20 protein-coding genes are annotated in these 24365 nt (G+C 72.1%); 8 read left to right on the top strand and 12 right to left on the bottom strand.

Going from position 1 to position 24365, the window contains the following annotated elements:
- The first annotated feature begins 16 nt into the window (after positions 1-16).
- Entirely contained in the window at positions 17-1915 is a 1899-nt protein-coding gene (locus tag ACFYPG_RS31190) for a hypothetical protein (RefSeq protein ID WP_387354807.1), read from the top strand.
- On the opposite strand, the gene ACFYPG_RS31185 is transcribed toward ACFYPG_RS31190, so the two are convergent.
- Together ACFYPG_RS31185 and ACFYPG_RS31180 are read right to left on the bottom strand one after the other, a co-directional pair.
- Complete coding sequence (locus ACFYPG_RS31185; RefSeq protein WP_387354805.1) at positions 1916-3712, bottom strand: hypothetical protein; 1797 nt, start codon at positions 3710-3712, stop codon at positions 1916-1918.
- A complete protein-coding gene (locus ACFYPG_RS31180; RefSeq protein ID WP_387354876.1) occupies positions 3712-5601 on the bottom strand; it encodes a hypothetical protein in 1890 nt (629 codons plus the stop codon). The genes ACFYPG_RS31185 and ACFYPG_RS31180 overlap by 1 nt, the downstream gene beginning before the upstream one ends.
- Positions 5602-5870: 269 nt before the next feature.
- On the opposite strand from ACFYPG_RS31180, the gene ACFYPG_RS31175 reads away from it, so the two are divergent.
- A complete protein-coding gene (locus ACFYPG_RS31175; protein WP_387354803.1) occupies positions 5871-7064 on the top strand; it encodes a hypothetical protein in 1194 nt (397 codons plus the stop codon).
- Positions 7065-8074: 1010 nt separating this feature from the next.
- On the opposite strand, the gene dxs is transcribed toward ACFYPG_RS31175, so the two are convergent.
- The 3 genes from dxs to ACFYPG_RS31160 all read right to left on the bottom strand — a co-directional run bounded on the left by dxs (position 8075) and on the right by ACFYPG_RS31160 (position 13511).
- Positions 8075-10021 carry a 1-deoxy-D-xylulose-5-phosphate synthase gene (gene dxs / locus ACFYPG_RS31170; protein WP_387354801.1) on the bottom strand — a complete coding sequence of 649 codons (1947 nt, stop codon included), beginning with the start codon at positions 10019-10021 and terminating at the stop codon, positions 8075-8077.
- Positions 10022-10135: 114 nt separating this feature from the next.
- Complete coding sequence (locus ACFYPG_RS31165; RefSeq protein WP_387354875.1) at positions 10136-11389, bottom strand: class I SAM-dependent RNA methyltransferase; 1254 nt, start codon at positions 11387-11389, stop codon at positions 10136-10138.
- 37 nt (positions 11390-11426) lie between these two features.
- Complete coding sequence (locus ACFYPG_RS31160) at positions 11427-13511, bottom strand: APC family permease (RefSeq protein WP_355009345.1); 2085 nt, start codon at positions 13509-13511, stop codon at positions 11427-11429.
- Positions 13512-13674: 163 nt separating this feature from the next.
- On the opposite strand from ACFYPG_RS31160, the gene ACFYPG_RS31155 reads away from it, so the two are divergent.
- Together ACFYPG_RS31155 and ACFYPG_RS31150 are read left to right on the top strand one after the other, a co-directional pair.
- Positions 13675-14340 (top strand): TrkA family potassium uptake protein, encoded by a 666-nt coding sequence (locus ACFYPG_RS31155; RefSeq protein ID WP_355009344.1) that lies wholly within the window; start codon positions 13675-13677, stop codon positions 14338-14340.
- A 3-nt stretch (positions 14341-14343) separates the two neighbouring features.
- The gene (locus ACFYPG_RS31150; RefSeq protein WP_355009343.1) at positions 14344-15033 is read left to right on the top strand and encodes a TrkA family potassium uptake protein; all 690 of its coding nucleotides are present in this window, start codon (positions 14344-14346) and stop codon (positions 15031-15033) included.
- Positions 15034-15071: 38 nt separating this feature from the next.
- Here ACFYPG_RS31150 and ACFYPG_RS31145 read toward each other — a convergent pair whose 3' ends face one another.
- The 4 genes from ACFYPG_RS31145 to dut form a co-directional block, all read right to left on the bottom strand.
- A complete protein-coding gene (locus tag ACFYPG_RS31145; protein WP_355009342.1) occupies positions 15072-15755 on the bottom strand; it encodes a DUF3159 domain-containing protein in 684 nt (227 codons plus the stop codon).
- Between the two features lie 25 nt (positions 15756-15780).
- A complete protein-coding gene (locus ACFYPG_RS31140; RefSeq protein ID WP_238671853.1) occupies positions 15781-16161 on the bottom strand; it encodes an OB-fold nucleic acid binding domain-containing protein in 381 nt (126 codons plus the stop codon).
- A gap of 114 nt (positions 16162-16275) precedes the next feature.
- Positions 16276-16938 carry a DUF3710 domain-containing protein gene (locus ACFYPG_RS31135; protein WP_238683354.1) on the bottom strand — a complete coding sequence of 221 codons (663 nt, stop codon included), beginning with the start codon at positions 16936-16938 and terminating at the stop codon, positions 16276-16278.
- A 25-nt stretch (positions 16939-16963) separates the two neighbouring features.
- Complete coding sequence (gene dut / locus ACFYPG_RS31130; protein WP_355009340.1) at positions 16964-17500, bottom strand: dUTP diphosphatase; 537 nt, start codon at positions 17498-17500, stop codon at positions 16964-16966.
- Between the two features lie 84 nt (positions 17501-17584).
- On the opposite strand from dut, the gene ACFYPG_RS31125 reads away from it, so the two are divergent.
- The gene (locus tag ACFYPG_RS31125; RefSeq protein ID WP_387354798.1) at positions 17585-18118 is read left to right on the top strand and encodes a DUF3093 domain-containing protein; all 534 of its coding nucleotides are present in this window, start codon (positions 17585-17587) and stop codon (positions 18116-18118) included.
- 79 nt (positions 18119-18197) lie between these two features.
- On the opposite strand, the gene ACFYPG_RS31120 is transcribed toward ACFYPG_RS31125, so the two are convergent.
- Positions 18198-19130, bottom strand: coding sequence for a hypothetical protein (locus tag ACFYPG_RS31120; protein WP_387354796.1), 933 nt, complete (start codon positions 19128-19130; stop codon positions 18198-18200).
- A 119-nt stretch (positions 19131-19249) separates the two neighbouring features.
- The gene (locus tag ACFYPG_RS31115; RefSeq protein ID WP_007075406.1) at positions 19250-19546 is read right to left on the bottom strand and encodes a DUF4193 domain-containing protein; all 297 of its coding nucleotides are present in this window, start codon (positions 19544-19546) and stop codon (positions 19250-19252) included.
- 433 nt (positions 19547-19979) lie between these two features.
- Here ACFYPG_RS31115 and ACFYPG_RS31110 point away from each other — a divergent pair, with 433 nt between their 5' ends.
- The gene (locus tag ACFYPG_RS31110) at positions 19980-20492 is read left to right on the top strand and encodes a LytR C-terminal domain-containing protein (RefSeq protein WP_355009418.1); all 513 of its coding nucleotides are present in this window, start codon (positions 19980-19982) and stop codon (positions 20490-20492) included.
- Between the two features lie 139 nt (positions 20493-20631).
- On the opposite strand, the gene ACFYPG_RS31105 is transcribed toward ACFYPG_RS31110, so the two are convergent.
- Positions 20632-21450 (bottom strand): inositol monophosphatase family protein, encoded by an 819-nt coding sequence (locus ACFYPG_RS31105; protein WP_355009338.1) that lies wholly within the window; start codon positions 21448-21450, stop codon positions 20632-20634.
- Between the two features lie 665 nt (positions 21451-22115).
- Between ACFYPG_RS31105 and ACFYPG_RS31100 the strand changes: the two genes are divergently transcribed.
- Positions 22116-23720, top strand: coding sequence for an RNA polymerase sigma factor (locus ACFYPG_RS31100; protein ID WP_355009337.1), 1605 nt, complete (start codon positions 22116-22118; stop codon positions 23718-23720).
- A 245-nt stretch (positions 23721-23965) separates the two neighbouring features.
- Complete coding sequence (locus tag ACFYPG_RS31095; protein WP_091402071.1) at positions 23966-24199, top strand: hypothetical protein; 234 nt, start codon at positions 23966-23968, stop codon at positions 24197-24199.
- Positions 24200-24365 lie beyond the last annotated feature (166 nt).

Below are 24365 nucleotides of genomic sequence, written 5' to 3'. Positions count from 1 at the left end.
TGTACGATGGCGCGTCGTGGCTGTGCCGGTGGTAGACCCTTCGCTGATTCCCGTGACCGACGCCGACCCGGTCGAGGCCGAGTCGACACGGCGGCCTCGACGCCGTCCGGCCCGAGCCGACCTGTTGGCCCTCGGAGCCTATGTGCTGCTGGGCGTCTTCGTCTGCCTCAACTACTGGGGTGACGTCAACGGCCGGGTCTCCTCGCACCTGCCCACCGACCACAGTTGGTTCGAGTGGCTGTTCGCGCACGGCGAGTACTCGGTGCGGCACCTGGAGAACCCGCTGTTCACGGCCCGTCAGAACGCCCCGGACGGGGTGAACATGATGGCCAACACCTCGCTGCTCGGGGTGACCCTGCCGCTGGCCCCGCTGACCATGCTGCTCGGCCCCCAGGTGATGTACGCCGTCTACCTGGGCGCGGCGCTGGCGGCCACCGCCGGCACCGGGTACTGGATGCTCTCCCGCCACCTGGTGCGTTCCCGGGCGGCGGCGTTCGTCGGCGGCGCGTTCCTCGGCTTCGCGCCGGGAATCATCCACCACGCCAACGGCCAACCGAACTTCGTCTCCAACTTCCTGCTCCCGCTGATCGTGGTGCGGGTGCTGACCCTGGGTGAACCGGGCCGGTGGCGCCGCAACGGCCTCGTGCTCGGTGCGCTGGTGGCGTACCAGATCTTCATCAACGAGGAGATGCTGCTGCTCACCGCGCTGGCCTGCCTGGTCATCGTGCTGGCGTACGCCGTGCAGCGGCCGCGGGCCACCCGGGCCGCCGCCGGCACCTTCCTGGCCGGACTCGGCGTCGCCGGCGGGCTGGCGCTGGTGCTCACCGCGTACCCGATCTGGTTCCAGTTCAACGGCCCGCAGTCCTACCGGGGCCTGCAGGGTGGCGTGTTCCACAACTGGGGCGAGGACCTGGTCGCCTTCGTCACGTTCGCCAGGGACACCTGGGCCGGTGACCCGGCAGTGGAGAAGACGATCGGTCTGACCGAGCAGAACACCTGGTTCGGTTGGCCGCTGGTGCTGCTCTCGGTGGTGGCTCTGGTGCTGCTCGTACGCCGCTCGCTGGCCGCCCGGATCGCCGCGGTGCTCATCGTGGTGTTCAGCGTGGCCGCGATCGGGCCGTTCGTGCGCTTCAACGGTGTGGAGACCGGCGTGCGCGGCCCGTGGTCGTACGTGTCGGACGACCTGCCGCTGGTCGAGATGATGATGCCGACCCGGTTGACGCTGGTGGTCGCGGCCGCGGTGGGCGTACTGCTCGCGTTGACCTGGGACGCCGCGCACCGCCAGGGGCGCGCGGTGGCCGACCGGCCGCGGGTGCCGGCCCAGCGCGTCGACGACGCGACCCCGGCGACGACCGACGACGAGCCGGCCGCGCCGACCGCCTCCCGCCACCGGTGGCTGCGCCCGGTGGGGTACGCGGCGGTCGCCCTCGCCGTGCTGCCGCTCTTCCCCCGCCCGCTGCCCGCTCAGCAGATCGACCCGCCGCCGCACTTCATCACCGCAGGCGGCTGGCGGCCGTACGTGCCGGCGGGTCGCACCCTGGTGCCGGTGCCGATCCCGAGCAACGTGCACGGTCTGCCGACGCTGCGGTGGAGTGCGCTGACCGGGCAGGAGTTCCCCGTTCCGGGCGGCTACTTCATCGGCCCGAACGAGCTGGGTGAGGGGGTCTTCGGCGCGCCGAACCGACCGACCAGCACCCTCATCTACTCGACAATGGACAGTGGCACGGTTCCGGCGCTGACCGACGAGAACCGCCGCCAGGCCGTCGAGGACCTACGGTTCTGGCGGGCGTCGGTGGTGGTGCTCGGGGCGCACCCCCGCGAGGCGGTGCTCCGTGAGCTGGTCACCGCCCTGATCGGGCCACCGCAGCGGGTCGACGACGTCTGGGTCTGGGACGTGCGCGCCCTGGTGGGTTAGTCAGCCGACCCGGTCCCGGACGTCCCACAACCATCCGCCGTCGACCGGTCGGCCCGGGCCGAGCAGGTCGTCGACGGTTCGGCGGACCGGGTCACCGTGCTCCAGGTGCCCGAGTACGACCACGGCGGCACGCCAGTGCCGCAGATCCTCGACCGCCTGGCGGCGGTCGGCGTCGTCGAGCACCGGCACCACGCCGGTCTCGGCCACCTGCCGCAGCAGCACCGACGTGGGCCGGTCCGGCGCGCCCCAACGGGCCGTCGGGTCGTCCGGGCCACTGGGGCCGATGAAGTAACCGCCCGGCGCGGCGAACCCCAGACCGGTACGGGCGGACCAGAGCATCACCGGGCTGCGCCCGGCACCGGTGACCGGGGGCACCGCGACCACCGTCCGACCGGGCGGCACCAGTGGACGCCAGCCACCTGCGGCGAGGAACCCCGGCACCGGCGCGACCGGCACCACGCGGATCGGCGTCGGAAACAGGGGCAGCAACGCGGCGGCGACCGCGCCGGCCCACAGCAGCCGCACCGGCAGGCCCGGCGCCACATTCGGCCCCCGCGCGGCCCGGACCCGGTCCACTGACAGCGCCACCAGCACCCCCAGCACCGGTACGCAGACCAGCGCGAACCGGGCCGGCACCGCGAGATCGAGCAACGGCAACTCACCGACCAGCCGGTACAGCCCCGGAATGCCGGTGGCCGCACCGTCCACCCGCAACTCGTCGCCGAGCGAGAGCAGGGCGAAGACCACGCCGCAGGCGGCCAGTGCCCGGATCAGCGGTCGTCGCCATTGCCAGATCACGATCACCACGGCGAGCACCAGTAGGCCCGGGCCGAAGAACGAGTTCTCCTCGGTCGGATTCGGCGAGAGCAGCCCCGGCAGCCAGTCGTCACCCAGCACGGTCTGCCGGGCCGACGCGGTGAACGAGGCGAGGTCCAGTTGGAAGCCCTGCGTGGCGAACGCCATCCCGGAGTAGTGCTGCGGGCCGTAGAACTGGAACCACAACGGGTACGCCAGCGGCACCCCCGCCACGCCGGCCGCCACCGCGAGCCGACCGAAGAGGGCCGGCGCCAGCCGTCGTGCGGCCACCCGGTCGGCGAGCGCGTAACCCAACGCGAAGACGCCGGCCGCGAGCACCAGGAAGACCAGCACCTCCTCGCCGATGAAGACCTGCCAGACGAGCAGCAGCCCCAGGGCGACGCCGGGCCGCCACACGCCGTCCCGTGTCGTCTTCGAAGCCGGCCGGAACACCAGGGCGAGGATCGCGGGCACCAGGAACTGGGCGGCGATGTGCAGGTGGGCCCCCGCCTGGGCGATCATGCCCGGGGCGAAGCCACAGATCAGCCCACCCACCGCGGCCGGGGCCCGGGTGCCGACCAGCCGGCGGCGCAGCAGCACGTACCAGGCGACGGCGGTCCCGGCGAGGCAGCAGACGACCGCCACGCAGAACGCCACCTGGGAGCCGAAGAGCACTGTGACCGGAGTGAGCGGAACACCCAGACCGAGCACCGACGTGTTCGCCATCAGGTTGACCCCGTCGGGCGCGTTCAAGCCGGTGCTGAAGAGAGGGTTCTCCCCCTCGACCACCGCATGCGCGGCGTGAGCCAGCATCCACTCGAAGAGGATCTGGTCACCCGCCTGGTGGAACAGCCGCCACGGGTGACCCCACTGCCCGCTGGTCACCAGCACCGCGAGGCCCAGATAGCCGGCCACCACCAGCGCGTCCCGCAGCCAGGCCGAGCGGGACGCGCCGACCGTCGCCGGGGGCGAGATGTTCGGGGACGTCGTCCCGGTGGTCATCAGACCGAACGGTCGGTGAGCGTCCGGACGTCCCAGACCCAGACGTCCAACTCCTGGCGGCCCGGACCGACCAGCTCCTCGACAGTACGACGCAGTGGCTCGACGTTCTGCTGCCGCACCGGCAGCACCAGGATCGCCGCCCGCCAGTGCCGCAGCTCGTCGGCGAAGCGCCGACGCTGCCGGTCGTCAAGCTTGGGCGTACGCCCGGTGGTTGCCACCTCCTCCAGCATCTGACCCACCCCGCTGGGACGACCGCCGAACCGGCCCGCGTCGCCGGTGTTGCCGTTGCGGGGCGCGAGGAAGTAGCCGCCTGGGATCTTGAAGTCGAGGTTGGTGGCCGCCGCCCAGCGCATGCCGTGCGTGTTGCCCATGCTGGGCACCGGGATCGGCACCAGCGTCTGGTCCGGCCCGACGTACGCCCGCCACCGGTCCGCCGTGATGAAGTCCGGCACCGGCGGCCGGGAGACCATCCGCAGCGGCATCGGTGCGATCGGCAGCAGCGCGAAGGCCAGGCCCGCGGCGGTCAGCACCCGGACGGTACGACGGTCGGCCGGGCGTAGCGCCCAGGCCCGCTCGACGGCGAGCGCCAGCAGCAGGCCGATCACCACGCTGGTGATGAGCCCGAACCGGGTCGGCACCACCGCGTCCAGCAGCGGCAGGTGGACCAACCACTGCCACGGTCCGGTGATCAGCTCACGGTCCCACCAGGAGACCCGCTCGCCGAGGGACAGCACGGCGAAGAACACGCCGGTCGCCGCGAGCGCCCGAACGATCAACTCCCGGCGCAGCCAGACCACGATGCCGATGGCCAGCATCGACAGGCTCCAGCCGAAGAAGGCGTTCTCCTCGGAGTAGTTCGGCGCCAGGTTGATGTTGGCTCGCTGGTTGCCGCCGAGGGTGGGCGAGCCGGGGGCGAAGAAGGCGGCGATGTCGTTGCCGTAGTCCTTCACCGCGTCGCTGAGCCCGTGGTAGGCCATCGGCCCGGCGAACTGCACGTAGAGCGGGTACGCCAGCAGCGCCCCCGCCAGCAGCGCGCAGGTCACCACGCCGACGCCCAGAGGCCGCCAGGCCGCTCGCCACCGGGCCGGCTCCTGAGCCAGCACCGCCAGCAGGAAGACGCCGCAGGCCAGCGCCGTGAAGAGCAGGATCTCCTCGTTGATGAACGCCTGCGCGGTGACCAGCAGGGCGAGCAGGGCCCCGTCCCGAACCGGTCTTCCGGAGCGGGTGAGCACCAGCACCCGCCACACGATGAACGGCAGCAGGAACTGGCTGATGATGTTCGGGTGCCAACTGGCGTGCGAGAGCATCGCGGGCGAGAACCCGCAGAACCAACCGCCGACCGCCGCCGCGAGCGGGGTACGCACCAGGTGGCGGGAGAGCATCAGGTACCAGGCCATCGCGGTGCCGGCGAGACCGAGCGTGACCAGCACCACGAAGGAGACCGCCGGCCCGAAGAGCAGCGTCACCGGGACCATCGGAATGCCCAGCGCCAACACGGCCGTGTTGGCCATCAGGTTGACGCCGTCGGGGTAGTTGAACTGCTCGGTGTAGAACGGGTACTCGCCGTGCAGCACCACGCGTACCGAGTGGGCGAGGAAGAACTGCACCTGCGCCGGGTCACCGGTGTAGAGCGAGGCCACCCGACCGGAGGGGTCCAGCCAGATCCGGCTGGTCACCCAGAGTGCGGCGAGCAGAAACAGCCCGCCCACCGCCAGATGCTGCCGGCGCCGGGTCCACCGCTGCCACCGTGCTCGCGTCGGCACCGCGCTCTCGGCCGGCGCTCCGGGTTCGGCGGGCGCCTCGGGCTCGGACGGCGCTCCGGGCTTGGCGGGCACTCCTGGGACGGCCGGCGCTTCGGGATCGGCCGGCGCTGTGGTGGGGGCGGCCAGCGCGGGCGGGCCGGCGAAGAGACCGGCCGGTGTGCGGTAGCTCACCAGCTCGGCGGAGTCGGCTACCGCCTCCGGGTGCGGCGCGGGCAGGGCGCGGGACTCGGCAGGCGTCACAGTCGGCGGAGTCTACCGGAGCAACCAAAACGCCCTAAACCCCCGGTGGTGTCCATTGTGGTGCTTCGGGTGCCGGCCAACTGAGGGGCCGCATCGGACATCTCGTACTATGGCGCTTTCCGACAGCGACGGCGAGGCGATCGGGGGCGGTCCAGGTGATTCCAGGCCGTCGGTACGGCAGGGCGCTTCCCGTCCTGCTGAGCGCGCTGCTGGCCGGCACGGCCTGCGGTCCGGTTGCCGAGCGGAAGCCGCAGGACCTCCGGGTCGGGTACGACAGCCTGGACGGCACCCTCGCCGTGTGGCCGCCCCGGGGCGACCTCTCCAGCGACGCCACGGCGACGTCCGCGGTCACCGCGGCGGTCCGGAGCTGGCGGTCGCCGGCCGACGATCGCGCGCACCTGCCCTCGTCGGGCATCCTCTTCTCCGGTCGGGTCGACGGCGCCCCGGTGGCGCTGGTGGCCGCCGACGTGCCCGGCGAAAGCGCGTCCTGGCTTCTGCAACTGACTCGCGAGGGCGACCGGTACACGGTGACCCGCGCCACCGAATACACCGATCCGGGTTACCTCGTCTACTCCGACGTGCTGCCGGTGCAGACGGCCAGCGGCCGGCGTTACCTGGTCTCGGCCCGGGTGCAGAGCCTCCTCGGGCCCAAGGACCGGACGTTGACCATCGCGGACGGTCTCAGCGCACCGGTCGACGTGCCGTCCTGCACGGCCGTCGGCGTGACCGCGACCCTGCGAACCACGGAGTCGCTCCCCCGCGGTCGGGCCGCCGACCGGCTGCTCGACCTGGGCACCGGCACCGTCGACCCGCGCTACCCGTTGGTCCGCGACGAGTCCGGCACGGGCCGGCGGGCGCTCACCGGTCTGGACACCTGCGTGCTGTCCGGCGACCGGGGCCCCTTCGGCAGCATCCCGCGCCGGATCGGGGACCGGGACGCCCCACGCTCGGTGCCGACGTCCTGGCCGATGGCGAAACTCACCGTGCGCTCGCTCGGCGAAGTTGCCCTCGGCGGCGGAGAGCCGGCCGAGTTGCAACAGCTCACCTGGGACACCGACGCCGGTGCGATGACGGCGGTGATCTATCGACCGGCCGACGGGAGCGCGCCCGTCGTCTCACCCGCCGACCGGGCCACCCCGTTGCAGGCGTACCAACTGCCTGTGCCCGGTCAGCCGCTGGTGGTGCTGAGCTGGCGAGCCACCCGGGACAGCTCCCTGTCCGTTCCGCCGGGCACTCCCCTGCTGGTCGAGCGCCCCGGCCTGGTGGTAGTCCCCACCCCGTCCCGTTCCCAGACCTACAGCCTCGCCAACACCGACAAGACCCACTACCGCTCAATCTCCCCCCGCTAACCCACCCACCCCACCCCCTCACCCCACCCCACCCCACCGAGCCGGGCCGGGCCAGGCCAGGCCAGGCCGGGCCAGGCCGGGCCAGGCCAGGCCGGGCCAGGCCGGGCCAGGCCAGGCCGGGCCAGGCCGGGCCGGGCCAGGCCGGGCCAGGCCGGGCCGGGCCAGGCCGGGCCGGGCCAGGCCGGGCCAGGCCGGGCCGGGCCAGGCCGGGCCAGGCCGGGCCAGGCCAGGCCGGGCCAGGCCAGGCCGGGCCGGGCCAGGCCGGGCCGGGCCAGGCCGGGCCGGGCCAGGCCAGAACAGGCCCTCAGCCGGCCTCGCCCCCGCTCACCCCGCTCACCCCGCTCACCCCGCTCACCCCGCGCCGATCTTGCACTTTCTGTGCCGACAAAACGGGCTCAAGGCGCATTACGTCGACCGAAAGTGCAAGATCGGCGCGGGAAGGGCGCGGGCGGCGCGCGGTGGGGGCGCGGGCGGCGCGCAGCGGGGGTGGGAAGGGGCGCGGGCGGCGCGCAGCGGGTGGGAAGGGTTGGGCGGTGGCGGTGGGGCGGATATGAGACGTCGGGCGTCCGGCCGCGCCACACCGCGCCCCGCCACAACGCGCCACGCCACGCCGCACCACACCCCGCCGCTCCGCCGCCCCCGCCACGCTCCCCGCCACCCCTTCGCAGAGTCGATCATGGAGTTGTGGTGGGCAACTACTGGCCATACGCACCTTTTGCGGGGCACCACAAGTCCTTGATCGACGCAGCCGAGGCGGGGCTGGGGCGGGGCGGAGGCAGTCGGAGGGCTTGGGCGCTGCGGCCTGAGGGTGCGGACTGCGGGCTGGGGGGTGCGGCCTGCGGGCTGGGGGTGCGGGCTCCGGGCTCCGGGCTGCGGGCTCCGGGCTGCGGGCTGCGGCCTGCGGACTGCGGCCTGAGGGTGCGGACTGCGGACTGCGGACTGGGGACTGGGGACTGGGGTGGATATGCGACGGCGGGCGTCCCGAGGGACGCCCGCCGTTGTTTGTCTCGTCAGTTCTGTGCGGCTGCGTCGCTGGGGGTGAGGCGGTCCGGGGTGGCGTCCAGGCCGGAGATCCAACCGGTGACGTTGCGGGCCACGTCCTGAGCGGTCAGACCCAGGTCGGCGAGGATCTGCGCGCGGGTGCCGTGCGGGTGCCAGTCGGCCGGTACACCCAGGTCCTTGAGCGGCACCCGGACGTCGGCGTCGCGCATCGCCTGGGCGAGCGCGTCGCCCACCCCGCCGACTCGGACGCCGTCCTCGACGCTGACCACGAGCCGGTGGCGGGCGGCCAGGTCGACCAGTTCCGCCGGGACCGGACGCACCCAGCGGGGGTCGACGACGGTGACGCCGTAGCCCTGCTCGGCGACCCGGGCGGCCACCTCCATGCCCAACTGGCCGAAGGAGCCGACGGCGACGAGCAGCACGTCGGTACGGGCGGACTCGGCCAGCACGTCGACAGTGCCGACCCGGCGCAGCGCCCGCAGGTCCGCGGCGACCGCACCGGTCGGGAACCGCACCACTGTCGGGCCGTTGTCGACGGCCATCGCCTCGCGCAGTTCCTCGCGCAGGGTGGCGGCGTCGCGGGGAGCGGCGATCCGCAGCCCCGGCACCACTCCGAAGACCGACATGTCCCAGATGCCGTAGTGGCTGGGCCCGTCCGGGCCGGTGATGCCCGCCCGGTCCAGCACGAAGGTCACCGGCAGCTTGTGCATCGCCACGTCCAGCAGGACCTGGTCGAAGGCGCGGTTGAGGAAGGTGGCGTAGACCGCGACCACCGGGTGCAGGCCACCGAGCGCCAACCCGGCCGCCGAGGTGGCCGCGTGCTGCTCGGCGATGCCCACGTCGTACACCCGCTCGGGGTACTTGCGGGCCAGCTTGGCGATGCCGGTCGGCTCGGCCATGGCGGCGGTGATGCCCACCACGTCCGGGCGCTCGTCGGCGATGGCCAGCAGCTCGTCGGCGAAGACGTGCGTCCACTTCACCGACGGGGCCGCCAGCAGCGCGCCGGTCTCCACGTCGAAGGCGCTGCCGGGGCCGTGCAGGCAGTCGGCCTCGTCCTCCTCGGCGGGACGGTAGCCGTAGCCCTTGCGGGTGACGGCGTGCACGATGACCGGGCCGCCGAAGTTCTTGGCCGCGCGCAGCGCCGCCTCGACCGCCGTCACGTCGTGCCCGTCCACCGGGCCCACGTACTTGATGCCCAGGTCCTCGAACATGGCCTGCGGGGCGACCGCGTCCTTGATGCCCTTCTTGACCGCGTGCAGCACCTCGTACATCGGCTTGCCGACGAGCGGCGTGGAGCCGAGGGCGTCCTTGACGGTGTCGAGGACTTTCTCGTAGCCGGGGTTGAGCCGCAGCGAGGAGAGATGGTCGGCCAGCCCGCCGATGGTCGGCGAGTAGGACCGGCCGTTGTCGTTGACCACGATCACGAGGGAGTTGCCGGCGGTGGCGATGTTGTTCAGCGCCTCCCAGCACATGCCGCCGGTCAGCGCGCCGTCGCCGACCACGGCCACGACGCTGCGCGCCTCGCCCCGGAGGGCGTACGCCTTGGCGAGGCCGTCGGCGTAGGACAGCGCGGTGGAAGCGTGCGAGTTCTCGATGAGGTCGTGCTCGCTCTCCGCCTGGCTGGGGTAGCCGGAGAGGCCACCGCGCTGGCGGAGCTTGTCGAAGCCGGCCTGACGCCCGGTAAGGATCTTGTGTACGTACGCCTGGTGGCCGGTGTCGAACAGGAGCCGGTCCCGGGGGGAGTCGAAGACGCGATGCATGGCGAGCGTCAGCTCGACCACACCGAGGTTGGGCCCGACGTGCCCGCCGGTGCGGGAGACCTTGGTGATCAGGAAGTCCCGGATCTCGGCGGCGAGGACGTCCAGTTCCTCGCCAGACATCCGCTTGACGTCCTGCGGACCGCGAACCGTCCCCAGCAGCCGGCCGTGGTTGGCCGTGTCCTCTTCAACACTCATGAACGGAGAGTCTATCGGCCCCCCGGTACTCCGCAGCCCGGCCCGAGCCGCACGCACCCGGGCCGGGCCGGGAGTGGGCAGCTGAGCACCCGGTCAGGCGCCGACGCGGGTGTTCTACCGCACGTCCGGGGGAAGCAGCAGCCCGACCTGCTCGACGTGCTGGGTCATCGGGAAGAGGTCGAAGCCCCGGAGCGCCGCCAGTCGCCAACCGAGGTCGGCGAAGGTACGCACGTCCCTGGCGAAGGCGGCCGGGTCGCAGGCCACGTACGCGACCGCCCGCGGGCCGGCGGCGACCAGCGCGCGGACCACCTGGGCGCCGGCCCCGGAGCGCGGCGGGTCGAGCACCACCACGTCGACCGGGCCGGTGATCCGTCGGCGGGCCAGGGCGGTCTCCACCCGGGCCGACACCACCTCGACGCTGGGCTGGTCGGCGAGGTTCTCCCGGGCGGCGGCGACACCCTGCGCCGCCGCTTCGACGACTGTCACCCGGCCGGTCGCGCCGACCCGTGCGGCCAGCCCGGCGGCGAACAGCCCAGCGCCGCCGTAGAGGTCCCAGGCGACCTCGCCCGGCTGCGGGTCCAGCAACTCCAGCACGGCTGCGGAGAGGGCGTCCGCGGCGGCCGGGTGCACCTGCCAGAACGCGGAAGCGGGCAGCGTCCAGTCCCGTCCGGCGGCGACCTCGCGGACCTCGGTCGGGCCACTGACCGGGGCGGGCGCCCCGTCGCGGATCTCCGTGACGGTCACGTCTCCGCCGGTGCTGGCGACGGTCTCCACCGCCTCGGCGGCCGGCCAGCGCGCACCGGTGGGGGTGAGTACCGGAAGCTGCTGGATGGCTGGGTGGGCGATCCGGCAGCGGTCGATCGGCACCACCTCGTGCGAGCGGTGCTTGAGCAGGCCGGCACGGTCGGCGGCGTCGACCGCGTAACGGACCCGGGAGCGCCAGCCGAGCAGCCCACCGGGCAACGCCTCGACGCGCACGCCGAGGCGGTCCAGCTCGACGTCGGTCAGCCCACCGAGGCGGACCAACTGCTCGCGGACCACTGCGGTCTTCCAGGCCAGCTGGGCGGCCGGTGCGACGTGCTGGAGGTCGCAGCCCCCGCAGGCACCCGGCTTCGCGTACGGGCAGGGCGGCTCGACCCGGTCCGGTGAGGGGTCCAGCACTGTCACCGCGTCGGCGCGGACGAACCCCCGGTGCACCTCGGTGACCTCGGCGACGACCCGCTCACCCGGCAGCGCGTGCCGGACGAAGACCACCTGCCCGTCCACCCGGGCGACACAGTGCCCGCCGGGCGCGACCGCGTCGACGGTCAGCTCGACCCGGTCCGTCTCGGCCAGGCCCCGCTCGAACGCCGGTGAGGCCGACGCCAACGGCGTCCCGGATGTCGCGGTCCGCTGACCGCCTGGCTCAGTCACGAGTGTTCCCCATCGTTGCGCTGTTCTCGGGCCCGCCCTCGCCGGGCGGCGCGGCGGCCACCGGCGGTGCGGCGACCGGCGGTGGCACGGCGCTCCGTGGCCCACGCGCCGGTGTCCGGGACAGTGTGGCGTCCAGCCGGTCCAGGTTCTTGCTCGCTGTCGACGCGAGCTGCCACGGCACGCTGACCACCATGACCCCCGGTTCGAAGAGCAGCCGGCCCTTGAGGCGCAGGGCGCTCTGGTTGTGCAGCAGGTTCTCCCACCAACGGCCGACCACGTACTCGGGGATGAACACGGTGACCACGTCCCGGGGCGACTTGCGGCGGGTGGAGGCGACGAAGTCGAGGATCGGGCGGGTGATCTCCCGGTACGGCGAGTCGATCACGGTGAGCGGGATGGCCATCTCCCGTCGCTCCCAGTCGGCCTGCAGGTCCCGGGTGTCCTTCTCGTCCACGTTGACAGTCACCGCGGTGAGCGTGTCCGGCCGGGTGGCGCGGGCGTAGGCGATGGCCCGCAGCGTCGGCTGGTGCAGCTTGCTGACCAGCACGATGGCGTGGTTGCGGGCGGGCAGCACGGCCCGGCCCTCGTCCGGCGGGGTCAGCTCGACGGCGATCCGGTCGTAGTGCCGGCGGATCGCCAGCATCAGCACGTAGATCACCGCCATCGCGGCGATGGCGATCCAGGCGCCGAGCAGGAACTTCGTGATCAGGACGATCACCAGCACCGCGCCGGTCAGGCCCGCGCCGAAGGTGTTGATGGCGCGCGAGCGGTGCATCCGGCGACGCGCCTCCGGGTCCCGCTCGGTGCGCAGGTGCCGGTTCCAGTGCCGGATCATGCCGGCCTGGGAGACGGTGAACGAGACGAAGACTCCGACGATGTAGAGCTGGATGAGTCGGGTCACCTCAGCCTGGAAACCGACGATCAGCACGATCGCGAAGAGAGCCAGGAAGACGATGCCGTTGGAGAAGGCCAGCCGGTCGCCCCGGGTGTGGAACTGGCGGGGCAGGTAGCGGTCCTGGGCGAGGATCGAGCCGAGCACCGGGAAGCCGTTGAACGCGGTGTTCGCGGCCAGGAAGAGGATCAGGGCGGTCATCCCGGCCACCACGTAGAGCAGAATGGACCCGGAGCCGAAGACCGTCTCGCCGAGCTGGGTGGTGACCGTCTTCTGCACGTACCCCTCGGGGCCGGAGACGATCTGGAGGCCCGGGTCCTCCACGAACTGGAGGTGGGTCAGCCGGGACAGCCAGATGATCCCGACCAGCATGCTCACCGAGATGCTGCCGAGCAGCAGCAGGGTGGTGGCGGCGTTGCGGCTCTTCGGCGCCTTGAACGCGGGCACCCCGTTGGAGATCGCCTCGACACCGGTGAGCGCGGCGGCGCCCGAGCTGAACGTCCGCAGCAGCAGGAAGATGAGCGCGAAACCGGTCACACTGTGCTCGGCCTGGATCACCAGGTCGGCGCTCGGCGCGCGCAGCTCGTCACCCATGACGAAGACCCTGAACAGACCGGTGAGCAGCATCCCGGCCATCACGATCACGAAGCCGTAGGTGGGGATGGCGAACGCCGTGCCCGACTCGCGCAGCCCACGCAGGTTGACCGCGCTCAGCAGGACGACCGCGCTCACCGCGATCAGGACCTTGTGGGTGGCCACGAACGGCACCACCGAGCCCAGGTTGGCCACCCCGGAGGAGACCGACACCGCCACCGTGAGCACGTAGTCGACCAGCAACGCGCTGGCCACCCCGACGCCGAACTTCGGCCCCAGGTTGACAGTGGCCACCTCGTAGTCGCCGCCACCGGACGGGTAGGCGTGCACGTTCTGCCGGTAGCTCGCCACCACGGTGAGCATGACCACGACCACGGCCAGCGCGATCCACGGCGAGAAGACGTACGCGGAGGCACCGGCGATGGAGAGGGTCAGCAGGATCTCGTCGGGCGCGTACGCGACGCTGGACAGCGCGTCGGACGCGAACACGGGCAGCGCGATGCGCTTCGGCAGGAGGGTGTGCTGGAGCCGGTCGGACCGGAACGGTCGACCGAGAAGAAGCCGCTTCAGCAGCGAGGTGGGACTGGCCACGAACGCCAAGAGTACGACCACCACGGCGGGGGCGCGGGGGTGGGCGATCACCGCTGCTCGCGACGGCGGGGTACGGTCGGTCCCCGCTCGCCACCGGGACGTGGCAGGCTCGCACTCGAAGGCCACCGGCAACGGGAGTGGTACGCACCTTGGGAGGGACAGCGTGCACGTCGTGATCATGGGATGTGGTCGGGTCGGATCGACGCTCGCCCACAGCCTGGAGTCCCGAGGGCACTCGGTGGCGGTGATCGACCAGGATGCCGACGCCTTCCGCCGGCTCGGCCCCGACTTCGCCGGGATCACCGTGACCGGGGCCGGTTTCGACGGCGAGGTGCTCCGGCAGGCCGGCATCGAACGCGCGGACGCCTTCGCGGCGGTGTCGAGCGGCGACAACTCCAACATCATCTCGGCCCGGCTGGCCCGCGAGACGTTCGGCGTGTCCCGGGTCGCCGCCCGCATCTACGACCAGCGCCGGGCGCAGGTCTACGAGCGGCTGGGCATCCCCACCGTGGCGACCGTGCGGTGGACGGCGGACCGGATGCTTCGGCATTTGGTCCCGGAGGGCAACGTGGAGATCTTCCGCGACCCCACGAGCACGGTGTCGATCGTCGAGGTGCCCGTACACAAGGACTGGATCGGCCGGCCGGTGCGGACGCTGGAGGACGCGACCGGGGCGCGGGTGGCCTACCTGATCCGCTTCGGCATCGGCACACTGCCCACCGGCTCCACAGTCATTCAGGAGGGCGACCAGGCGTTCATGCTGGTCAGCGATGACATCGTGGCGACTGTCACGTCGGTGGCGGCGACGCCGCCGGAAGGAGGGCACTGAGCCATGCGGGTCGCCATCGCGGGCGCGGGCAACGTCGGCCGCTCGATCGCCCAGGAGCTGATCGACAACGGCCACCAGGTGATGCTGATCGAGCGTCAACCCAAGATGCTTCGCCCGGACCGGGTGCCGGCCGCCGAGTGGGTGCTGGCCGACGCGTGCGAGGTGAGCAGCCTGGAGGAGGCCGACGTCGCCGGCTGCGACGTGGTGGTCGCGGCGACCGGCGACGACAAGACCAACCTGGTGCTGTCGCTGCTGGCCAAGACCGAGTTCGCGGTGCCCCGGGTGGTCGCCCGGGTCAACCGGGCCGAGAACGAGTGGCTGTTCACCGAACAGTGGGGCGTGGACGTCGCGGTGAGCAAGCCGCGGGTGATGGCCGCGCTCGTCGAGGAGGCGGTCACCGTCGGCGACCTGGTCCGGCTGATGACCTTCCGACAGGGCGAGGCGAACCTCGTCGAGATCACCCTGCCGCCGACCGCCCCCTACGTCGGTCAACCGATCCACGCCGTGCCGCTGCCCCGAGACGCCGCCCTGGTGGCGATCCTGCGCGGCAAGCGGGTCCTGGTGCCCAGCCCGGACGACCCGATCGAGGCCGGGGACGAGCTGATCTTCGTCTGCACCGCCGAGGTGGAGGACGCCGTCCGCGCGGTGATCCTCGGGCCGGACAGCGTCGAACGGACCCGCGGCTCACGCTGACCCGCACGGGGCTGAGCGGGCCGGCCGCCCGACGTCGCTCAGGCGCTGGGCAGCGGGGCCGGCGGCGCCTCCCGGGTGACCCGGCGCACCGTCCAGACCGTGATCAGCAACAGCAGCGCGTACGGCGGGTAGCCCAACGCCAGCCGGGCCACGCCCAACGCGGTGTCCTGGTGGGCCAGGTAGAGCCCGGCCTGCACGCCCACCTTGGCAAGCCAGACCACGCCCCAGAGCACCGTCAGCTGGGTGAACGTGCGTACCAGCTTCGGGTCGGACCGCCACTCCGAACGGCCCTTGGCCACCAACACCGACCAGATCCAGCCCACCAACGGCTGCCGGATCGCGGCCGAGACCAGCAGGGCGATGCCGTAGCCGATGCCGTAGAGGATGCCGGGAAGGTAGAAGTCACGCTCGTCGCCGGTGCGCCACGCGATGGCCGCGCCGACACCGACGCCGAAGAGCCCGTTGACGGCGTGTCGGATCGGTCGACGCTGGGCCAGCCGCAGCCCCGCGATCAACACGGCGACCGCGATCGACGCGATCACCGCCGGCCGCAGCTCGCCGATGACGTTGGCGACGACGAACACCACGACCGGGATGCTGGACTCGACCAGCCCGCGCCAGCCGCCGAGCTGGTCGGCCATCTGCTCGGCGATCGTCGGCAGCGGCTCCTCGTCCTGAGGGTCGGTATCCGGCTGTGCCGCCCGGTCCTGTCCCGTCGTCATCGCCGGCCTTCCGTCCGCAGTGCCGTCACTTGGGCGAGTCCAGCTCGTAGTAGGGGTTGTAGATGACCTTGCGATCGTCCCGCACGGCCACCCGGCCACGGGCGGTCAGATGCCGTCCCGGCTCGATCCCGGCGATGTGCCGTCGCCCCAGCCAGACCAGGGTGACCACGTCACTGCCGTCGTACAGGTCGGCCTCAAGGGTCGGCAGGTTGGTGCGCGGCGTGTAGACCACGGTGCGCAGCCGACCGGCGACCGAGACCAGCTGACCCCGGGAACACTGCTGGGCGGGGATCCCACCGCACTGGGCGCTCTCCCGACGCAGCTCCTGCGCGTCGATCTCGGCCTCGCTGGCGGTGAACCTCTGCAGGATGCGCCGCAGCGACACCCGGCCCTCGTCGGTCGTCATGACCTCCGCGTCACCCTCTCCACGCTCGCCGTCCCCGGCCGGCCCCGGCGGCGCCGGAACCGTGCCGCCAGCGTACGCCGACGGGGCTGGTTCCGGCGGGCCGGTGCGCGCGGGTCAGACCTGACGCGGCGCGGCGGCGGCGTCGCCCGCCTCGGCCTCGGCCTGGTCGGCGATCTCCCGGGGCAGCCGCAGCGGCAGGGGCTCGCGGACCGGCTTCGCCTCCTGCCCACGGTCGACCACCAGGCCGTCCAGGCACTCGACGAGCGGACCGGCCATGGCCGGGTCGGTGGCCACCGGGCCCTGGAAGACGCCCCGGACCATCCAACGCGGCCCGTCGATTCCGACGAACCGCAGGTTCGTCGCGCCGTCCGGGGTATTCACCTGTGCGTGCAGCTCCGGGCCGTACTCGCCGGCGACCTCCTGCGCGCTCGCGCCGTCGCGGAGCAGCGACTGCCGGATCTCCTCACGCACCTCGTCCCAGATGCCCTCGGACCGGGGGGCGGCGAAGACGCCCAACTGGAGCGCGTTGTCACCGTGCACCAGCACCACCTGCTGGACCACACCCTGGGGGTCGGCCTGCACCCGCACCTCGACGTCGGCGATCGCCGGGATGTGCAGGCTGCCCAGGTCGAGTCGCTGCACGTCGTCGTAGCTCTCGGAGATGTCGTACGGGCCGCGCTCCAACGTCGGCGTCGCATCGCCCTGGTCCGGGACCTGGGTGGCTCGCTCGTCGCGGGTCTGCCGTTCCGCGTCGGCCCGCTTTCGGGAGAAGATCACTGCGCCTGCCCTCCGCTGTTCACACTCACCCTGCCACCTCTTCCGTCTGCCCGCGGCCCGGCTCGCTCGGCCGCCGCTCGACCCGGTCCTGGCCCGTCGGCGACGGCACCAGCCCGGCGTGCCCACCAGTGGACCCGTGCCCACCAGCCCCGCGCCGGGACGCGGGCAGCTCGACCACCGGCTCGAACCGCGCCCGCGCGACCTGCTGGACCACGAGCTGAGCGATCCGATCGCCGCGGGAGATCTTCGCCGGCACATCCCGATCATGATTGATCAGGTTGACCAGGATCTCACCCCGGTAGCCGGCGTCGACCGTACCGGGCGCGTTGAGCACCGTCACGCCGAGCCTGGCCGCCAGACCGGAGCGAGGATGGACCAGGCCCACGTACCCCTCCGGCAGCGCGATGGCCACGCCGGTGGGCACCAGGGCACGGCCGCCAGGTGGCAGCTCCACGTCCGCAGCCGCCACCAGGTCGGCCCCGGCATCGCCGGGATGCGCGTACGTGGGCAACGGCAACTCCGGGTCGAGCAACTGCACAGGCACGGGTACGACGTCGGTCACGGGTCCCCTCTTCCGTCCGGTTCGCGGGGTGACCCTGCCATCCTGCCGGTTCGTCGAGCCGCCGTGCGCCGTACCCTCGCAGGAGTGAGCATGTCGCCCTCCCCGTCCGCCGATCAGCCGCCGGTCGCCGCCCGCTCGGCGTACTCCGAGCGGTTGAATCTGCCCTGGTGGCTGTGGCTGGCCGGGCTGGTGGCCGCCGCGTTGCTGGCCGTCGAGATCTGGATGGGCGCCCCCGGCGTCCGCTCCTGGCTGCCGTTCGCCGTGCTGGTGCCGCTCACCGCGGTGGGGCTGTGGTGGCTGGGCCGGATCCGGGTCGCAGTTGCCGACGCCGAGCTGCGGGTGGACGACGCCCGCCTGCCGGTCCGTTTTGTGGCCGACGTGGTGCCGCTGGACGTGGCCGGCCGACGTGAGGTGCTCGGCGTCGGCGCGGACCCGCTCGCCTTCGTGGTGCAGCGACCGTGGATCGGCGGCGCCGTGCAGGTGATCCTCGACGATCCCGCGGACCCGACCCCGTTCTGGGTGGTGAGCACCCGCCACCCGGTCGAGCTGGCCGAAGCGGTGCTGACCGCACGGGACGCCCTGTCGGCCTCCCACCCGACGGCGGGCGAGCGGGGCTGACCCGACGCCGAGGGCCGCTCAGGTGCCGGTCCGACGGCGAAGAGCCGCTCAATTGCCGGTCTGACGCCGAAGGGCCCGCTCAGGTGCCGGTCGGCGGGCCTGGGAGGGCCGCCGGTGGCGCGGGCCGGGCGATGCCCCGCCGGCGCAGGTCCATCTGGAGTTGCTCGGCCATCTGCTGGGTGGCCCGACGGTTGAGGAAGCTGGCCACCGCCGCCCCGGTCAGGAACGGCCCGAGCGTGGTGAGGTTGCGACCGAAGCGCCGCAGCAGCATGTCCCGCAACTCTTTGCGGGCGGCGGTGCCGAGCACCGCTCCCACTCCCACGCCGGGCACCATCGGGTTGACGCCGCGTTGAGTGGCCCAGGAGTGCACCAGCGCGACCGCCCGTTGGCTGCCAGCGGCCGGTAGCGCCACGCCGTGGATCTCGTGCAGCTCGCCGACGAGTTTCAGCTCCACCGCCACCACGGCCACGGTCTCGGCGGCGAGCAGCACCGGCGCGGAGAGCAGGGTCGGGGCCACCGTCCACTCGACGGCCGCGACGCCCCCACCGGCCGCGCCGATGGCGGCGGTGGTCCTCGACGCGTTACGGATGAGCCGGTCGGCCAGGGCGGTGTCATCCAGGCCGGGGAAGTGCTGGCGCAACGTGTCCAGGTCCCGTACCGGCACGTGCGGGGCGATCTCGGCCACGGCGTCGACCATCCACCGCACGGCGGCACGGGGCTTGAACAGGTCGGAGATGCCCCGCGCACGGGCCTGCCCGACCATCCGGGTCAGTAGTTGGCGGCGTCGGGCCGGCGCGATGTCGTCCGCGGTCAACGCCGCGACGGTGGCACCGAGGTCGTCCGAGCCACCGTCGGCACCGAGGTCGTCCGTGCCACCGTCGGCACCGAGGTCGTCGGTGCCACCGTCGGCACCGAGGTCGTCCGTGCCACGGGTGGCACCGAGGTCGTCCGTGCCACGGGTGGCACCCAGGCCGTCCGTGCCGCCTTCGGTGGTGCCGCCTCGATCGCTCATCGGACCTCCCGGTGCTGTGGCTACCCGCTACGAGTCAAGCAGGTACCCACCGCAGCCGCATGCCTACACCGGCAGCGGCGACCCCGTTCAGGAGGCCGCCGCCGGTGTTGTCGTGCTTGTCAGACGCACTCGCGGCAGATCAGCTCGCCGTTACGCTCGACTGCCAGCTGGCTACGGTGGTGGACCAGGAAGCAGCGGGCGCACCGGAACTCGTCCTGCTGCATCGGAAGCACCTTGACCGTGAGCTCCTCGTCGGCCAGATCGGCACCGGGCAGCTCAAAGCTCTCGGCGACCTCGGCCTCGTCGACGTCCACCGCGCCCGACTGTGAGTCGACGCGCCGTGCCTTGAGCTCTTCCAGGCTGTCCTCGCCGAGGTCGACCTCGTCGCGACGCGGGGCGTCGTAGTCGGTGGCCATCGGTTTCACTCTCCCATATCGATGTTGTCGCTTCCGGTTGTAACGCCGGACGACGCTGTTTCGGTTCCGCTGGCCGGCCATCACTTGTGTCGGGCACCCGACCCGAGGACCGAACGGGTCGAGCTCGCTGGGGAGACTCCCCTGCGAGCGCGGAACCTTACCCCCCCTTGGGCGAGGCATGTATACCGCCCTTGCGGCTGAGATGTACGCCCCCGCACGCGAGATTGTTCCCAATGTGACTCAGGCGACACGAAGATAGGGGTAGTAGTACCCGGTTCGCGGTCGGCGCGCCGGCATGTCGGGCTGTTTCCACGCGACGGCCGGACAACCGTTAACCTCAGCGGCGTATTCGACGGCCGGCGGCCTGAGCGATCGTTCCCGGCCGCCATCACCCACTGAGGTTCCGGGGAGCGCCCTGATGAGTTTTGCGCGCGTGCGAGCACTCGTCGTCGTCGGCCTGCTGGCGATCATCGCCCTGGTCTTCGTCGTCGTGGCCGTGGTCCGCGACAGCCAGGGCAACGTGGGCACCGCGGCGGGTTGCCCCGAGGGCTGGCCGCTGGCGGATCTGACCCTGCGCGAGCGCAAGGACGTCAAGATCAACGTTTTCAACGCCACGGATCAGCCCGGCCTCGCCCACACCGTCGCCGACGAGTTCAGCAATCGACAGTTCCAGGTCAAGAAGACCGGGAACGAGAAGAAGGTCGACAGCGTCGCGGTGCTGCGGTACGGCCCGAAGGGCGTCGGTTCCGCGCACCTGCTCCAGGCGTACTTCCTCAACAACGCGGTGCCGGGCTACGACCCGAAGCGCGCCGACGACACCGTCGACGTGGTGCTGGGCAACCGCTTCCAGCAGCTCGCCACCACGACCGAGGTCAACCAGTCGCTCGGCGACTCGGGCCCCCCGGAGGCACCCAAGGGCGCCTGCCCGTCCCCACCCGCCAAGTGACGGCGTAACCGGTCCCCCGCAGCGCCAGGCCGGCGACCGGTAGCGACCCGGCCCACCGGCCGGAACCCGGCCCACCGGCCGGAATGGGTGTCGGAAGGCCGGAGCCGGCCGCTCAGAGCCGGCCGACCTGGTCCGCCGGTCAGGGGCCGCCGGAGGCGTCCAGCGCGGCCAACCGGTCGTGCAGCGGCGCGAAGAGCGCGGGCGGTGCCGCGACCACCAGGTCCGGCCCCGGCGGCCGACCGGCCAGGCCAGCGACCCGGACCCCCGCCTCGGCGGCCACCAGCCCGCCAGCCGCCAGGTCCCAAGCCGCAAGTCCCTTCTCGAAGTACGCGTCGAGCCGCCCCTCGGCGACCAGGCAGAGGTCCAGCGCCGCGGCGCCGAGCCGGCGGATGTCCCGTACGTGTGCGATCAGCCCGGCCACCACCTGCGCCTGGTGCGCCCGACGGCCGGCGTCGTACCCGAAGCCGGTGCCCACCAGTGCCTGCCCCAGGTCCACCTCGCCGGAGCAGCGCAGGCGTGCACCGTCGCGCCAGGCCCCGCCGCCGGCCGTGGCGGTCCATTCCTCGCCGGTACTCACGTTGCGCACGACGCCGGCAACCACCACCCCGTTCACCTCGGCGGCCAACGAGACAGCGGAGTACGGCAGCCCGTAGAGGTAGTTCACAGTGCCGTCGATCGGGTCGACGATCCAGCGCACTCCGCTGTGCGCCGCACCGGCGGCTTCCTCGCCGTACTCCTCGCCCAGCACCGAGTCGTCGGGGCGTAGCGCGGCCAAAGCGGCGAGGATCTGCCGCTCGACCGCGCGGTCGGCGGCGGTGACCACGTCGGTGACGGTGCTCTTGGTGGCGGCGACGACGACCCCCTCGGCACGCATCCGGTACGCGGTGTCCGCCGCGTCCCGAGCCACCTTCACCGCGATGGTCAACAGCTCCGACGGTGTCGTAGCCGAGTTGGTCATGATTCGCCTCTTTCCGCACTCCGAGTGCATGTGGGTGGGTGAAACTACCGACCCAGCCTCGGAAGATCATCGTTCCCGACGCCGTACGACGGCACCAGAGCAGGATCTTCGGCGCCGGGATCCGCTGCGACGTGGGCGCACCGCACCGCCCTCGAAGCTTGAGCGGCCGACCTCCGCCAATATGCCCCTTTCGGTTGGTAATGTCGCTTAAGTGCTTACCGCCCCGTCCACGCTCGGCTCACAACCGTTGCCCAACCGCGACCCGGTGGGGACGCCACCGGCCAGGCCGACAACGACCCCGGTGATCCACACGCGCACCCTCGCAACCGCCACGTCGACCACGTACTGCCTGCTCAAACGGCAGTTCGGACACGTTCTGCGCGCCACCCGGCGCAACGACGGAAGCCCTTCGCCGGAGGCGCGGCTATCATTACCGCGAAGCCCATATCTCCACCCCACCGACGGTCCCCACCGGCGGTACGCGGTGCGGAGCAGGATGATCGCCGCAGACGGCGTTACAATTCACCCCTGCCCACGCGGCACGGACCGCCGACCACCGGCCGGACCGTGACACGAGGGTCCCTCAACCACATCGCCCGGCACGGTAACCCTCGCTGCGCTGGACGAACCCGCCGTGCCCGCTCTTCGCCTCCGGAAGGTCATTCGTGACAGAACCCCGCCAGCCCGGCGCCGACGTTCGCTCGCTCACCGACACCCTGATCGCCCACGCCCAGAGCGCCGGCGGTCAGCTCACGTCGGCTCAGCTCGCGCGCACCGTCGAGTCCGCCGAGGTGACTCCGGCCCAGGCCAAGAAGATCCTGCGGGCGCTCTCCGAGGCGGGAGTGACCGTCGTGGTGGACGGCTCGGCGAGCACCCGCCGCCGCGTCGCCGCGGCCCGCTCGACCACGCCCGCGTCCCGGGCCACCACGGCCAAGACCACCAAGAAGGCCGCCGCGCCGGCTCCGAAGCAGGCACCCGCCGGCGACGACGCCCCGGCGACGTCGGCCCCGCGCAAGGTGGCCGCTCGCAAGGCGACCGGCGCCGAGGCCGCAATGGCGACGCCGACGAAGGCGACCAAGTCGACCCGAGCCACCAAGGCGACGGTGGCAGCGGCTGCCGGGGCCAAGCCGACCAAGGCTGGCGGCAAGGCCAAGGGCGAGGGCGCCGAGGGCGAGATCGACCCGGAGGAGCTGGCCGCCGCGATCGAGGACGTGGTGGTCGAGGAGCCGGCCGAGCTGGCCCAGGCAGCCGAGACCGACGCCGCCGCCTCGGCGACCGACAACGACTTCGAGTGGGACGACGAGGAGTCCGAGGCCCTCAAGCAGGCGCGACGCGACGCCGAGCTGACCGCCTCCGCCGACTCCGTCCGGGCGTACCTGAAGCAGATCGGCAAGGTTCCGCTGCTCAACGCCGAGCAGGAGGTGGAGCTGGCCAAGCGGATCGAGGCCGGGCTCTACGCCGCCGAGCGGCTGCGGGCCGCCGACGAGGGCGAAGAGAAGCTCGTCCGGGAGATGGTCCGTGACCTGGGCTGGATCTCCCGCGACGGCGAGCGGGCCAAGAACCACCTCCTGGAGGCGAACCTCCGACTGGTGGTGTCGCTGGCCAAGCGCTACACGGGCCGTGGCATGGCCTTCCTCGACCTGATCCAGGAGGGCAACCTCGGTCTGATCCGGGCCGTGGAGAAGTTCGACTACACCAAGGGCTACAAGTTCTCCACGTACGCCACCTGGTGGATCCGACAGGCCATCACCCGCGCCATGGCCGACCAGGCCCGCACCATCCGCATCCCGGTGCACATGGTCGAGGTCATCAACAAGCTCGGCCGCATACAGCGTGAGCTGCTCCAGGACCTGGGCCGCGAGCCCACCCCGGAGGAGCTGGCCAAGGAGATGGACATCACACCCGAGAAGGTGCTGGAGATCCAGCAGTACGCTCGGGAGCCCATCTCACTGGACCAGACCATCGGTGACGAGGGCGACAGCCAGCTCGGCGACTTCATCGAGGATTCCGAGGCCGTCGTCGCCGTCGACGCCGTCTCGTTCTCGCTCCTGCAGGACCAGCTCCAGCAGGTGCTGCAGACGCTCTCCGAGCGTGAGGCGGGCGTGGTACGTCTGCGCTTCGGCCTGACCGACGGCCAGCCGCGGACGCTCGACGAGATCGGCCAGGTCTACGGGGTGACCCGGGAGCGGATCCGGCAGATCGAGTCCAAGACGATGTCCAAGCTGCGTCATCCGTCCCGGTCGCAGGTCCTCCGGGATTACCTGGACTGAGCGGGTTTCGTCAACCGAACGTGTCGTTTTGACCACCTGGTGTGCAACACCAGATGGTGATCGTCCGGATGCACGAATGTGATCGTTGACGTGGCACCCTGGGTGCACGGCACACTGTCCCTTCCAGGTGTGACCTCGGTCCCCCGCGGGCACACAGGGAAGGCAGTGCCTAGTAAGGGTGTTGCACGATAGGTGAGCAACGACCGAAGAGATTGTTCATCGGTGACGACCAGAGGAGGAAGGCGATGACCCCGACCCTCACGCCGCCGCCCGTCACGGCGGCTCCCCCAGCCGCCGATGAACGGTGCGACCGCTGCAATGCTGCCGGGAAGCTCCGGATCACTCTGGCGGGTGGGAGCGAGTTGGTGTTCTGCGGGCACCACGCGAACAAGTACGCGGAGGATCTCGTGAAGATCACCGAGCGGTTCGCAACGGAGCCCGATTTCAGCTGGCGTGGCGCCGATCTGATGGCGAACTAAATCCGCAAACCGACATAGCTGACCGGAGGCACCCCGAGGGTGCCTCCGGTCAGCTCTTTCTGTCTGGACACCCCCGCGCCCCGCGCCCCGCGCCCCGCGCCCCGCGCCCCGCGCCCCGCGCCCCGCGCCCCGCGCCCCGCGCCCCGCGCCCCGCGCCCCGCGCCCC

The sequence above is a fragment of the Micromonospora sp. NPDC005553 genome (assembly GCF_042871765.1).
Lineage (GTDB): Bacteria > Actinomycetota > Actinomycetes > Mycobacteriales > Micromonosporaceae > Micromonospora.
The sequence above is the reverse complement of the archived record's forward strand: the minus strand, read 5'-3'. Positions and strand labels throughout refer to the sequence as shown.